The organism is Caballeronia sp. M23-90 (assembly GCF_053574605.1).
On sequence record NZ_JBSIPA010000138.1, the window covers coordinates 1 to 13,782 of the forward strand.

Below are 13,782 nucleotides of genomic sequence, written 5' to 3' on the forward strand. Positions count from 1 at the left end.
TGACTGTGATGCGGCTGCTGGTTTTGCGCGTGTGCGATGACAGTACTTTGCCACCGCTGATCTTGCAGCCCGGCGCAAGCGTGAGCCATGAAGTAAAGTGCTTGGCCGCATTAAGCCTGTCGCCGTTCCTCATGCCGTTGATTCTCGGCAAGGCCTTCACTCCAAGCGCACACGTCTTGCAGTGTCTCGCCGTGATGTTTCCGTTCGCCGCGTTCAACGAGTTCGTCGCGTTCTATGTGTTCGTGCCGCGCCAGAAAGACCGCTTGCTTGCCATAGCCGGGATCACGTCGGGTCTCGCCAACCTGGCTGCAGCGCTGTTTCTCGCGCCTTTATATGGCGCCATGGGCATGGCCGTTGCGCGCGTGATCGGGGAAGCCACCCTCACCGTCATGCTGGTCGGCCTGATGATTCGATCGGACATGATCGGACTGCTTCCGGGCGTTGGCCGCGCGGCGGCAATGGCGCGCGGCGTCTTCCAGCATGCCGGAAGCGGCAAGGATAAATGACCCGTTCAGGCTATCCGGAACAGCAACTGGCCCTGGTCTTCGAACACTTTGACGCCAAGGAAATTGTGAAGATAACCTGAAGGCCCGAGGGCATCGATCTGCGCCACGTCAAGCGTAGAAGTCAACGCGATCACCTTCGACGCAGCCGCGAGTCCCGATGCAATCCCGGCTGCCGAATCCTCGAACACGAGCGCTTGCTCCGGCTCGGCTCCCAGCGCCTTCGCACCCGCGATGAACCCATCCGGCGCAGGTTTGCCGCGCGCAATGTCGTCGGAAGTAAAAAGGAAGCGGGGAATCGGCAGTCCTGCTGCCTGCATGCGGCGTATCGCAAGCGGCCGTTCGGCGGACGTCACGACCGCCCAGCGATCGTCCGGAAGCGATGCCAGCATAGCAAGTGCGCCCGGTATCTCGACAATGCCGTCCACGTCGTCGAGTTCACGCTGCTTCAGCGCGGCGGTATCGGCTTCCACATCCGTTCCCGGCGGCGCCAGTGCGCGAACCGTATCGATCACGCGCCGCCCCTGGCATTCGCGCAGGACCATGGCGGCGTCGAGCCCGTGGTGCGCCGCCCAGTCCGTGTACGCACGAATCACGGGCGCATGTGAATTGATCAGGGTTCCATCCATGTCGAAGAGAAGACAGGAGGTGCGGAATTCGACTTGAGTGAGCAGCATGAGGAAGATGAATGATGTCCAACCGGCAAACGCTAACGATGTTCCTCAACGCCGCCCGTGACCGCTTCGACCACGCTCAAAGTGGTCGACTCACGCGGCTGCAAGACGACCAGCGGTCCGTGCGATTCGATCTCGAAGTAGGGCAGTCGCGGTGCGTTGAAGACTTCTAGCGGCGAGCCATGAGCATACCTTGCATCGGGGAACACCGGGAAGCGCCTGCTCAACGTATGCCTGCCCTCCGGCAGGTCGAACACTACGTGCGCTACACCCCGCGAATTATCGATGCCCAGTTTGAACTCGATTGGCTCGGTGCACCGTGTCGTGACGTGCTTGCTCGAACCCGTCACGAAACCGGATTCACGGACATCGCCCAATGGGCCTTTAGCGAGAAACGGCGTCACCGATTCCCACCAGTCCCGCTGCGCGTTTTCGATAACAACGTCAACCCGGCCAGGCCGCCGCAACATCAGCACGTCCCAGATTGCACATGGCCGCGCCACCTCGCTGCGGTTGCTGAGTTCATGCAACGTTGTCCATGAGCCATCACGTGCTGACAACACAATGCGGCGCCGGACCTGCAAGCCGCTTTGCCGGCATACAGGGCTCAGCAACTCGACGCCCATCGACCGGCTGTCGAACCACGTGCTCACGACTTCGTAGGAACCGCTGTCCAGATCGCGCTGTGGCGCGCGTTCGGGCCAGTCGGACTCCGGCGCAACCCAGGTCTTGCCGCCACCCCATAGTGGAAAATCCCATTCGCCGCACAGCGTGCGCCATTGTTCCGCACTCCAGTCGGGCACGTGGCCGGCAAGCGCGTCGTTGACGTAGGCCAGCTCGACGCCCTCATGCCGGATGCTCATCAGCCTTCCGCCAATGGCGGGCACAACAGTCAACTCGACCGCGCCCTCGCGCATCGATAACGCGTTCCACCCGCTATAAGCGGTCCATTTCAACTCGCGGCGAGTATCGGAAATCCCTGCAAAGTGCGATATGCGGCTCAGCATCGCTCAGCTCTTCGCCACCGGTTTGCTGCGCATCAGGCCGACTGTCTCGGGCTGTGCGATCTTGCACATCACGGGAGGCAAACCGCGCGCGATCAGTTCGATATCCGCCAGTGCACGACGGCCGATTTCACGCAGCACGGCACTCAGCGCGCCGGCCTGATGCGGCGAGAGCAACACGGTATCGATGGAACGCGCCCGATGTCCCGGCGCGAGCGGCTCTTCGGGAAAGACATCGGTCGCCACACGAATATGCCCTGACGCGGCTGCGTCGAGCATCGCATCGAAATCGACCACGCCGGCACGGCTCACGAGCACGAACGCGGCGCCTTGTTTCATCGATGCAAATTCATCGCGCGTGAGGAATCCCTGGTTCTGCGACGTCACGCCAGCCACCACGAACACGACCTGCGACTCGCGCAAGACCGTCTCAAGCGACGCCGCCTCGCAACCGAGCGACTCGAGGTATGCCGGCGGCAACCACGGATCGAACGCCTTCACCACGCCACGAAACGGCGCGATGAGCGGCAGGATTGCACGCCCGAGATCGCCCATGCCAATAAACCCCACGGGCGCGCCATAAAGCGAAAACGCGTCCCGGTTGGCATCGAGTCCATATTGTTCGGTGCCGTTGCGAAAGCGCCGGTCCGCATGGCTGATCCCGCGAGCCAGATCGATTGCCATGCCAAGCGCGGCTTCCGCCACCGGTTCCGCGAACACCGGGCTCACGTTCAGCACGCGCACGCCTTGTCTGAAGCACTGCGCATAGTCCACATTCGGAAGAAAGTTGCCCTCCACATTCACGATCGCGCGAAGATTCACCGCACGCGTCAGACGTTCGGACGGCATGTCGAGCTGCCCGACGATGATGTGCGCATCGGCTGCGTGCTGGTTGAAGATTTCATCGGTCACTGGGCCATCTGCGTGGATGAACACTTCGCCGAGCGCATGAAGACGTTCCAGATCGGCGGGGCTGAAAATGTCTTCGACGTTACGCGGGGAGGGCGCGATGAAAAGACGGATTTTCTCTGCGGCTTGAATCGAGGACACGGGATGCTCCAGGAAGGGAATGGCTGAAGCGGGAACGCGGTCAACGTCGACACGCGTCCACCGCAGATCTGATTGATTGGGAAACCTAGCGGGACTTCCGGGTGAACAGCTTGTCGGCCGTGACTGCCGCAATGATCAGCGCGCCCATCACGATCTGCTGATAATAGGTCTCGACGTTCATGATGTTCAGGATGTTGTTGATCACGCCGATGATCAGTCCGCCAATGACCACGCCCGTCACCTGCCCTCGCCCGCCAAAGAAGCTCGTCCCCCCGATGATCGCCGACGCAATGGCGAAGGTCTCGAACCCGACGCCCGCGTTCGGCTCGGCCGCAGCGGTCCGCGCGGTCGTGACAATGCCCGCGATACCCGCGCATGTCCCCGCGATGATGAACACCACCATGGTATGCAGCTTCACGCTGATGCCTGAATAAAACGCGGCTTGCGCATTGCCGCCGAGCGCGTAGATGTTGCGCCCGAGTTTCGTAAACTTGGTCAGGAACAACAGGAAACCCGCCACGACGACCGCAATGATGATGGGTACAGGTACGCCGAAAACACGCCCGGCGACGACATCTGTGAATGAACGGTCGAAGCCGAATACCGAACGCGAATCCGACACGATGAGCGTCACACCGCGATAAATCGCCGCCGTTCCCAGCGTGATGATGAAGGGATGCAACTGCGTGAGATTGACCAGGGCGCCGTTGATGGCGCCGAGCAACGCGCCCATGCCCACGCCGCCGATCAGCACCGCGAGCCAGACGGGCAAACCCGCCATCATCAGCTTGGCCATGACCATGCCGGACAGCGCCAGCACCGAACCAATCGACAAATCGATCCCTGCAATCAGAATGGTGAAGAACACGCCGCACGCGAGCAACACCATGACGGAGCTTTGCAACAGGACCTGCACGAGGTTGTCGCGGGTGAGGAAATATTGTGGCGATGCAATGCTGCACAGGATCAGCAACACGACCAGGATGCCGAAAGTGCCATACGTCTGCCAGATCGTGGCGAAATCGCGGCGCGGTGCGGCCGGCAACGGCGCACCCGAAGTATTCGATGGGTTCATTTTGCCTCCTTCGTGGTCGCTCATGAGGTGGCGACTTGCATGATCGATTCTTCCGTGGCGTCGGCGTTCGCAAGCGTGCTTGCCACCGTGCCGTCCTTGTACACCGCAATGCGATCGCACACCGCAATGAGTTCCGGCAACTCCGATGAAACCATCAGGATCGCCTTCCCCTCGTTCGCGAGGCCGCGCATGATCGAATAGATTTCAGCCTTCGCGCCTATGTCGATACCGCGCGTGGGTTCATCGAAGATAAAGAGGTCGCTTTGCGCAGCAAGCCACTTTGCGATGATCGCTTTTTGCTGATTGCCGCCCGACAGTTCGGTGATGTTCTGAGTCGACGAAGCACAGCGGATGCGCAGCCGCTCCTTGTAGCGCAGGCCGAATTCGCGCTGGCGTGCGCGGTCGATCAAACCCAGCGACAACGCGCGCCGCGTGCTGCGCAAGGCAGGCGCCACGAAGATGTTTTCTTCTATGTTCAAGTTTTGGAAGAAGCCGGTCGCGCGCCGGTCTTCGGTCACGAATGCAAGCCCTTGCTTGACCGCCTGATACGGCGAGTCGATCGTGATCTCGCGCCCGTTCAGCGTCATGCGCCCCGCCGATTTTCGCCGCACGCCGAAGATGGTTTCCATCAGTTCGCTGCGCCCGGAACCCATCAGGCCCGCAAAGCCGAAGATCTCGCCGCGATGCACGTTGAACGAAACATCGCGCACCCAGCCATCGCGTGAGGAAAGATGATCGACGGAAAATACGATGTCTCCGTGCGTGGCATCCTCGCCTTTCGGCCTGCCGTGAACGATCTCCCGGCCAACCATCAGCGCGACGAGGCGATCCGTCGATGTCGATCTGGCGTCGTACGTGCCCACGTACTTGCCGTCTTTCAGGACCGTGACACGGTCGCCGATCAGCGCAATCTCCTTCAACTTGTGAGAGATATAAGCCACGCCCACGCCATCGCGCTTCAGATCGCCGATCACGTTGAAAAGCTTCGCAACTTCGGTATCGGTCAGTGACGAAGTCGGCTCGTCCATGATGATGAGCCGCGCTTCGCTCGCGAGCGCCTTGGCAATCTCGACCTGCTGTTTCTCCGAGATGCCCAGATCGCCCACCAGCGTTCGCGGATCACGCTCGAGGCCGACACGGGCAAGCACCTCACGCGCCTTCGCGTTCATCTTCCGGCGATCGACCACGGGAATACCAAAGCGCTTGATGGTCGGAATGCGCCCGACAAACAGGTTCTCTTCAATACTCAAGTAGTCGATAACACTCAGCTCCTGATAGATCAGGCAGATGCCGAGCTGGGCGGACAACGAAGGCGACAACCTGGCGTACTCGTTGCCGCCCGCGATGATCGCGCCCGAAGTCGGCTCGTAGATGCCGCTCAGGATTTTCATCAGCGTCGATTTCCCGGCGCCGTTCTCGCCGAGCAGCACATGCACCTCGCCGGCGCGAACGTCGAAGCTCACGTCGCTTAGCGCGGTCGTACCGGGAAACAGCTTCGTGATGCCGCGTACGGCCACCAGTACTTCGTTCATCTGATCCTCGCGAGGCGGTTTACTTCGTGATCAGATGCGACTCGATCGGCAGGAACTCCGGCGTCTTGTTCGGATCGATAGCAGGCTTGTTTTTCAGCGCATCGAGCAACAGGTCGACGGCCTTTGCGCCCATCGCCGCGGAGTCCTGCGCAACCGTTGCGGTCAGCTCACCGCGCTTGACGGAGTCGAGCGCTTCGGGAACGCCATCGGTGCCGACTACAACGACTTTGCCGAGCTTGTCCGCATTCTTCACAGCCTGTGCCGCGCCCAGCGCCATGGTGTCGTTCGCCGCGTAGATAGCTTTCAGATCGGGATTGCGTTGCAAGATGTTGGTGGTGACATCAAGTGCTTTCGAGCGATCCCAGTCACCGGGCTGGCTTGCAACCAGCTTGATGGACGGCACCTTTGCGAAGGCCTGCTTTGCGCCATCGCGGCGTGCATCGCCCGACACGTTCCCCGCCTTTCCTTCGATGATCGCGACCTTGCCACCCGAGCTGCCAAGTTTCTGCGCAATGAAATCGCCCGCTTTATTTCCAAGCGCCACGTTGTCGCTCGAAATGAAAGCGATCACCGCACCGCCCGCCGCTTTCAACTGGCCCTGATCGATTTTTTCATCGATGTTGACCACGTAGATGCCTTTCTTCGTCGCCGCGCTCACGGCTTGAATCAGGCTCACGGGCGAGATCGGCGCAACACCGATCGCCTTGTAGTTCTTGTTCAGCACGTCTTCCACCAGACGTTGCTGCCCCTGGATATCTTCTTCGCTGTTGCCCGCAAGGATGTCGACCGTGACGCCCTTCGCCTTCGCCTCTTTCTGGATGCCGTCGCGCATTGCGACCCAATACGGGTTGGCGAGCGTCTTCAAGACGATCGCGATGTCTGCGGCTTGCGCCGGCGTCCACGCTGCCAGCGTCAATGCCGCTGCTGCAACGCCCGTTGTCGATTTGAGCCAGTTTTGTACGTTCATGCTTCGTCTCCTGTTTTTCCGCGCAAGCGGATTTTTATGTGATGACACACCCACTAGATTTGTTTCCACGCACCCGCTTTCGATGAACCCAGCACCGCATCGATGATCTGCGCCGAGCGATAACCATCGTCGAAAGTCGGCAGGCCTTCGCGGGTCTCGCCGCGAATCACCGCATATGTATCGGCAACAAAGGCTTCGAAGCATTGCGCGTAGCCTTGGGCGTGACCCGCCGGCAAGGTCGCGAGACGCCTTTGCTCGGCACTGCCGCGCGATGGATCGCGCACGAGCAGGCGCGTCGAGTCGCGCTCGCCGAGCCATAATTTTTCGGGTTCTTCCTGGTCGAACACGAGGCTTGCGTCGGCGCCATCGATTTCGAACCACAAGCGGTTCTTGCGACCTGCCGACACCTGGCTTACGGTCAGCGTTGTCAGGACGCCTGTGCTCGTGCGGAACAACGCACCGGCTATGTCCTCGGTCGTCACCGCTGTTCTCGGCGCCGATGCATCTAGCGTCACCGCTGAAAAGGTCGTGACCGATCCCGCCGGCCGGTCCTTCATCGTGGTCTGGAGCGTCGCGACAACGGATTCAAAACGCTCGCCGCTGATCCATTCAACCAGGTCGCACCAATGCGAGCCGATATCGGCGAATGCGCGCGACGGGCCACCTAGCGTGGCGTCGACGCGCCAGTTGGTATCGTCGCGGCCGAGCAACCAATCCTGCAGATAACTCCCGTGCATCAGTTGCAGCGCGCCCACCGTGCCGTCCTGCACGAGCGCGCGTGCTTCTCGAACCATAGGGTGATATCGATAAACAAAGGGGATCGCCGCCACACGCTGCGCCGAGTGCGCAGCATCTGCCAATGCTTTTGCATCGGCGAGACTGGTGGCAAGCGGCTTTTCGCAGACCACGTGCTTGCCGGCAGCGAGCGCCGCCATGGCAATCGGGTAATGCGTGGAGTTGGGCGTACAGATATGAACGACGTCGACCGACGGATCAGCGATGGCTTCCTCGACACTCGAATAGGCGCGCTCGATTCCCAGTTGCGCCGCAGCCTCCTTTGCGCGCTCCGGGCTCGACGTTGCAATGCCCTTGATCTGAGCGCCGGCCAGACGGCTCGCCCTTGAATGAACGGCGCCCATCATGCCGGCGCCGACGATTGCCACACCCGGCGCGCGCGCCAGTTTTGTCTCAGCCATTTTTTTAAACTCCATTTGGTTGACTGGGACAATACCGAGGCGCGTCTTGGCCGGACATTTTGTATTATTTAATTCGATTTCCGACATAAATACTTTGCCTATCGGCTTGAGAATCTCGCTTGTGGCCAATGCTCGGATTAAAGTAAGCTCGGTTCCCCGAGGCCTCAGCCGCTATGCACACTCAAAGCAATCAACCCGCTCCCTCTCGCCTCGCCACGTTCGACCGCGCTTTCCGGCTCGAAGAGTTCGAGGTTCATAGCAAGCTCGCGAAGCTGATTGCGTCGTCGCAGGGCGTGAGCCGCGCGGACCTTGCGCGCAATACCGGGTTCGCGCGCTCGACCGTTTCTCAGTTGATCCAGCCGCTGATCGAATGCGATCTCGTGAAGGAGCAAGCGCAAAGCGCATCGGCGAGAGGACGTCCCGGAACCATGCTCGTGCTCAATCCGCGCGCCGGCGTGATCCTCGTGGCGGACATGGGGGCGACGCACGGGCGTCTCGTGATCTCGGATCTTGCGCAACGGCGGCTCGCCGAGCGGGTCTTTGGCGTCGATGTTTCACTTGGACCGGAGCCGGTCCTCGAATCGATCATCGAGCAATTCCATCAATTGCTGCAGGAGCACAGGCTGCTCGATCAGTCCGTGCGCAGTGTCGTGGTCGGCTTGCCGAGTCCCGTGGATTTCAGCCGCGGCGTTTGCGTGAGGCCGCCGATCATGCCGGGTTGGGATGGCTTTCCGGTATCGGAATATTTGCAGGCGCGCCTCAAGACGCCGGTGCTGGTCGATAACGATGTGAACCTGATGGCCCTGGGCGAAGCACGCACGCGGCCTGCCAATCAATCGCCGCTGCTCTTCGCGAAGGTATCGACCGGAATCGGCTGCGGCATCATTACGTCCGAAGGCATGCTGCACCGCGGCGCCGATGGTTCCGCGGGTGACATCGGGCATATCAGGGTGCCTGGCCGCGACGATGTCGTTTGCCGTTGCGGCAATATCGGTTGCGTTGAAGCCGTTGCTTCGACCAATGCGGTGCTCGCCAACCTGCAGGCGCTGCCCGACTCCGACGCGCAAACCGTGGATGACCTCGTGCGTCTCGTTCGCTCGGGCGATCCGCAAGCGGTGCGCTTGATACGCGCGGCGGCAGAGGAAATCGGCGAGATCATCGCCATGCTCGTGCACATGTACAACCCTGCGGCCATCGTGCTTGGAGGGCGCATGGCGAGGATCAGCGACGATCTTCTCGCGGGGGTGCGTGCAGTGGTTTACCGGAGAGCGTTGCCGCTTGCCACGCGCAGCCTGCTGATCCAGAACACGGCGCTGAATCAATATGCCGGAGCGATTGGCGGCACGGTGCTCGGAATCGAAAGCGCGCTTTCGTCGAAGGGCATTGCTTCCATCCTGCATCCGCTGCACGGCTGAACGGCTGAAACGCTGAAAGGCGGCGCTCGGGTCTGACGCCCGCTCCCTTCACGGAAGTGAAAAAGACAGTAACAGCGACTGTCAATTTCCCCGCAGTTCTGCAAACATGGCGGCCCGTCTTCCAGGCAGTATCGTTCCAATGGCATCAAGCAAAGCACATCACGCCACCGGCTTCGCGGCGGGCGTCATGGCGGCGAGTATCGTCGCTCACAGCGGCACCGTCGGGCCGTTTCACGTGTGGGTCTTGCTGAGTTTCATGGCTGCGGTTGCGGGCGGCACTGCCCCCGACTGGCTGGAAGTGGCGTGGTGGTCACGCACGCGCCGCCTGTGGATCACGCACCGTACTGTGACCCATTGGGGTATCGGCTGGATTGCGCTGCTGGCGGTCTCGTACCATTGGCTCGGGCATGACCGGCTCGCCGCGCCGGCATTTGGATTCGCGTGCGGCGGCCTGATGCATCTGCTCGCCGACTGGCCCAATCCGCTCGGCGTTCCGTGGATCGCCTCGCGTCATTCGCTCAACTGGTGGAATAGCGGACACTGCGACCTGCTGGTGGTCGGCGCGTCGTGGACCGCAGCGTGGTTTATTGCAGGCCACGTCGGGCTGCACGACATTCACGGTCTCTCGCACCTGACGCACTGGCTCGCGCGCTAAAACAACTCCTGCTACGAAGCCTCCTTCAAAAGCAGCCACATGGTCGTGGGGCTGATTCCGAGTTGCTTGGCTGCGATGCTGCACCGCTCGCACAGCGACGGCAGCTACACATGCAGGGTCGGGCCAACGCGCACTCAGTTTCACACGCGCTATGAGTTGAATCAGTTGAACAATGAATCGCAGACTCAGACCGTGCCCTGAGGTGCCATGAGCAGCAAGCCTTAAGACGCTTTGCCGCCCCCCCCTCCGGGGGTTCTTGCTCTACGCGTCTTGCAAAGGCCAATCATCATGTTCGGCCGCGGAACTGCACCAAAGGTGGCACTGGAAAGTATCGTCCCTGGGCTCGCGCGCAAAGAGAATATACAGCCCGAGCACACGCGCATCACATATTCGCCCCCCCGTAGCGGCCATTGTTTCAACTGGTGCGCGATGGATCGCGTGCTCAGCTTATTCCCACTCGATCAAGAAAGATTTTTTGGAAAGCCTTCGAGTTTTGGATCCTGTGTGGATTTTCAAAAAGGCAAATCAAAAGCCCGAGCTAACTGCGATTCGGCACGAAGCAGGTTGGCGCATTGCTTATAAGTGGCACGCTACGCACCATTCTTGCTTTCCATGTGCGCAAAAATCTGCTTCCAGATCGACACCTCGTCGGTAACGAAAAATTCCGTCATTACCTTGTCTTTCGTGAGATTCGCGTGCGACATGCCCATGACGTAGACAGGCGCGCCGGTCGGTTCTCCAAAATGTCCGAAGCCGCAATGCGTGCCCGTGAGCGACCAGCGCACCGCAACCCTTACTGGCTGCTCAGGATCGCGGTTCACCCGTGCGCTTTCTACCTTGAGCACCGCATCGGGAAATGATGCGAGATAACCAAGCGCGAATGTATCGATATCGCCATGCCCGTAGAGTACGTCCCCACCGGGTGCATGAAACGCGGCGCCGTGGAAATACATGTCGCGAATCACGGCCGTTTCCTTGTCGTGCCAAAGACGTTGCATGCCGCCGAGATAACGGTGAACGGTTTCGTCGTCGCTTTGCACGGTTGCCTTATAGCGGCTCGGCTTGTCGTGCTCAGGCGTGAAGAAGGAAATCGGCACGCCCTGCTGCAATTCCCGGTCGGTCATGCTGCGGGCGAGCGCGCGCGCACTTGTGCCCAGGCACCGCGCGAAAGCAGCCTGGTCCCGCACGAGCCACTCCTCGATCACGACTTGATCCCGAACCCAGCAATCCGCGATGATCCGGCTGCGAACCATGCGTCCCTCGGCGCGGCCGAGAATGCCGTCGCCGGTATGACGCATCACGGAGGTCAACCTATGCGACGAAAGAAACGTGCCGTCGCCATACGGCGTCCAGATCACATCCTCGCCAACGAGCTGGCGGTCAGGGAACTGATGCAGCGTCTGCAGTGTCTGCGCCGTGACACCCTTGTTGCTTCCGGTGAATCCGGTCGCGGCGCGCAGCAGGATATCGGGCGCGTAATGCTTGTCGAGCTTCCCGCCGATTCCCCGGTCCTCCCAGATTTCACGCGTGATTCCATAAATGAAGTCCGGGACATCCTTGTACGACCCTAGGTCAAAGCTCACCTTATGCTCCTCTCAATTGAAAACTCAAAAAGCTCAACCATGCTCAGAAACGATGCCGGATGCCGGCTACCACGGCAAGTTGCTTGTCGGTGGAGGAAGCCGATGTAAAGGCAAGCTGCGCAACGGCCGGCCCACCCACGGAATTGGTCCCACTGGCGTTCTGACCATACGCCCACACATACACATCCGTGCGCTTCGAAAGACTATATGTCGTTCCGATATCGATCTGGCGATAAATCGCGCCGGGTGCACCACCCGTCGAATTCACACTCGTGTAGATAAACGCAGTGCCCGCACTGAATGCCGGCGTGAAATGGTAAAGGTAGTTGATTTCGCCGGTATTCAAAACGCCGGTACCGGAATACCCTTCGGGATTCGGCCCCGAACCGCTGCCCAGCTTGCCAAAGTCGACGTTGCTGAAAGTCCCGCCAATCGTCGAGTTTCCGAACGTGTATGAGGCGCCGAGCGCGCTGATTTGCAGGCTTTTCGCCGATACGAAACCGGAGTAGCTCAGCCCCGACACGGTCACGCCGGTAGTGGTGTTCGTTCCGTCGTACACGGATGTATTTGGATGATCGATATGCGAATACGACGCCGCAGCCGCAAAGCCGCCGATTGTGTAAGTGATGCCGGCACCGTACGTGCTGTTGTTGGTGACCGACCCGGGCGTGCCTCCGAATGAATACGCCGCACCGACAGTCAATCCGTGATACGGGTTGCTGACGAACTTGACGGCGTTGTTCAAGCGAAAGCTGGCGTTCATGTTGTTGTTGTCGCCGGGCTGCGTGCCGGGACCGCCCGACCATGCATAACCCGATTCGAACGGCCCCACGAAGGTCGTTTCGAAATCATATTGACGACCCAGCGTGACTGCGCCGTAAGGCGTCGAAATGCCTACCCACGACTGGCGGCCGAACAGACGGCCGTTCTGCCCGAGCTTGCCGGTGTTTGCGTTGAAGCCGTTCTCCAGCTGGAAGATGGCCGCATATCCGCTGCCGAGGTCCTCACGCCCCCTGAAGCCAAAACGCGAAGCGCTCAATGTTCCGCTGGCCAGTTGATAAGCGTGGCCGCCCGCCTGGTTCGTCGTGTACTGGAAGGCTTCGTCGATAATGCCGTACAACGTCACATTGCTTTGTGCATGAGCGCTGATAGCAGCGCAACAGCAGGCAATGGATAAAAGCGCGCGGGTCGGTTTCATTTCACGTGGCTCGTAAAGGTCGTGTTGACGTGCGGAATGTCTTGCGTGGGTTCGGGTATCGGCGCCAAAAAGACACTGACGCCTCAACAGTTGATCTCTCAGCGTATTTTTTATATCGGTTTCCTAACTAATAAGTAATCTATTACTTTCGGCGATCAATCTCCATCAAACGGCTAGGGAATCATTCTCAGCAGCCATTGCTGCATGGCTTGATTACATGCATCAGATGACTCGAGCGTTGCAAAATGGCCGCATCGTGCAATGAACACCGTGCTCGCTTGCGCAAGCTCTTGCGCCATTTCGTCCTGCCGGTCGCGCGGCGTCAACACGTCCGAATCACCGCAAATCAATAGAACGGGCACGGTTATCAATTTCAGCATCGGCCTTGAATCCGGACGATCGCTTGCATAGCGCGACTGGTTCGCAAAGTTCGCCGCGCTCGAATACGCCATCGCCCTGATCAGAGCGGTCAATTCACCACGGTGCCCACATTCAGGCGAAAAGTAATAGGGCAACAGAGACTCATCCAGAACACTTTCCAGCTCGCCTGCATCGACCCGTTCAACCAGTTTCCGGCGTTTCTTTTGGCTTGATTCCGGATCGGGTCGTGCATTGGTCGACACAAGGATCAAGCCGGCCACACGATCCGGCGCCTGTCTGTAAAGCTCCAGCGCAACAATTCCACCGAGTGAGAATCCGCCCAGCACGAACCGCGGCGGGAGTATCGCAAGATACGCGGCCACCTCGGCCTCCATGGTTCGCTCGCTGCCCAACTCGCATACGACGACTGGCCGCTGCACCGACAACGCGTCGACCTGTGCACGCCAGACACGCGCGTCGCACAGTGTTCCCGGTAGCAAGACAAGCGGAATGGCGGCCATTGCCCTGTTCCTTCAGCGAGTTTCAGTAGCCGCCGCGGGCTGTCGCACC

General features: G+C 60.1%; 12 protein-coding genes and 1 pseudogene. 3 read left to right on the forward strand and 10 right to left on the reverse strand.

Translation table 11 applies throughout. From position 1 onward, the window contains the following. Nucleotides 1-506 (forward strand): annotated as a pseudogene (locus ACRXB1_RS15630) (hypothetical protein); the annotation flags it as partial. Nucleotides 507-511: 5 nt separating this feature from the next. Here the strand turns inward: ACRXB1_RS15630 and ACRXB1_RS15635 are convergent. The 7 genes from ACRXB1_RS15635 to ACRXB1_RS15665 all read right to left on the reverse strand — a co-directional run bounded on the left by ACRXB1_RS15635 (nucleotide 512) and on the right by ACRXB1_RS15665 (nucleotide 8,001). Then, nucleotides 512-1,180 carry an HAD-IA family hydrolase gene (locus tag ACRXB1_RS15635; protein WP_449492480.1) on the reverse strand — a complete coding sequence of 223 codons (669 nt, stop codon included), beginning with the start codon at nucleotides 1,178-1,180 and terminating at the stop codon, nucleotides 512-514. A gap of 32 nt (nucleotides 1,181-1,212) precedes the next feature. After that, nucleotides 1,213-2,184 (reverse strand): hypothetical protein, encoded by a 972-nt coding sequence (locus ACRXB1_RS15640; protein ID WP_449492481.1) that lies wholly within the window; start codon nucleotides 2,182-2,184, stop codon nucleotides 1,213-1,215. Between the two features lie 3 nt (nucleotides 2,185-2,187). Beyond that, the gene (locus ACRXB1_RS15645; protein WP_375507723.1) at nucleotides 2,188-3,231 is read right to left on the reverse strand and encodes a hydroxyacid dehydrogenase; all 1,044 of its coding nucleotides are present in this window, start codon (nucleotides 3,229-3,231) and stop codon (nucleotides 2,188-2,190) included. Between the two features lie 85 nt (nucleotides 3,232-3,316). Next, nucleotides 3,317-4,306 carry a D-allose ABC transporter permease gene (alsC, locus tag ACRXB1_RS15650; RefSeq protein WP_062002336.1) on the reverse strand — a complete coding sequence of 330 codons (990 nt, stop codon included), beginning with the start codon at nucleotides 4,304-4,306 and terminating at the stop codon, nucleotides 3,317-3,319. Between the two features lie 20 nt (nucleotides 4,307-4,326). Then, nucleotides 4,327-5,838: a sugar ABC transporter ATP-binding protein gene (locus tag ACRXB1_RS15655; RefSeq protein ID WP_449492482.1), complete on the reverse strand. Its 1,512-nt coding sequence runs from the start codon at nucleotides 5,836-5,838 to the stop codon at nucleotides 4,327-4,329. 19 nt (nucleotides 5,839-5,857) lie between these two features. Next, nucleotides 5,858-6,805, reverse strand: a complete 948-nt coding sequence (gene alsB / locus ACRXB1_RS15660; RefSeq protein WP_075357398.1) for a D-allose transporter substrate-binding protein — start codon at nucleotides 6,803-6,805, stop codon at nucleotides 5,858-5,860. 53 nt (nucleotides 6,806-6,858) lie between these two features. Next, nucleotides 6,859-8,001 (reverse strand): Gfo/Idh/MocA family protein, encoded by a 1,143-nt coding sequence (locus tag ACRXB1_RS15665; RefSeq protein WP_449492483.1) that lies wholly within the window; start codon nucleotides 7,999-8,001, stop codon nucleotides 6,859-6,861. Between the two features lie 173 nt (nucleotides 8,002-8,174). On the opposite strand from ACRXB1_RS15665, the gene ACRXB1_RS15670 reads away from it, so the two are divergent. Together ACRXB1_RS15670 and ACRXB1_RS15675 are read left to right on the forward strand one after the other, a co-directional pair. After that, nucleotides 8,175-9,416, forward strand: coding sequence for an ROK family protein (locus ACRXB1_RS15670; protein WP_449492484.1), 1,242 nt, complete (start codon nucleotides 8,175-8,177; stop codon nucleotides 9,414-9,416). A 139-nt stretch (nucleotides 9,417-9,555) separates the two neighbouring features. Then, nucleotides 9,556-10,071 (forward strand): metal-dependent hydrolase, encoded by a 516-nt coding sequence (locus ACRXB1_RS15675; protein ID WP_075357396.1) that lies wholly within the window; start codon nucleotides 9,556-9,558, stop codon nucleotides 10,069-10,071. Nucleotides 10,072-10,661: 590 nt separating this feature from the next. Here the strand turns inward: ACRXB1_RS15675 and ACRXB1_RS15680 are convergent. The 3 genes from ACRXB1_RS15680 to ACRXB1_RS15690 form a co-directional block, all read right to left on the reverse strand. Beyond that, nucleotides 10,662-11,654 carry an ester cyclase gene (locus tag ACRXB1_RS15680; protein WP_449492485.1) on the reverse strand — a complete coding sequence of 331 codons (993 nt, stop codon included), beginning with the start codon at nucleotides 11,652-11,654 and terminating at the stop codon, nucleotides 10,662-10,664. A 43-nt stretch (nucleotides 11,655-11,697) separates the two neighbouring features. Then, nucleotides 11,698-12,852 (reverse strand): porin, encoded by a 1,155-nt coding sequence (locus tag ACRXB1_RS15685; RefSeq protein WP_449492486.1) that lies wholly within the window; start codon nucleotides 12,850-12,852, stop codon nucleotides 11,698-11,700. A gap of 173 nt (nucleotides 12,853-13,025) precedes the next feature. Further along, nucleotides 13,026-13,733 carry an alpha/beta fold hydrolase gene (locus ACRXB1_RS15690; protein WP_449492487.1) on the reverse strand — a complete coding sequence of 236 codons (708 nt, stop codon included), beginning with the start codon at nucleotides 13,731-13,733 and terminating at the stop codon, nucleotides 13,026-13,028. Nucleotides 13,734-13,782 lie beyond the last annotated feature (49 nt).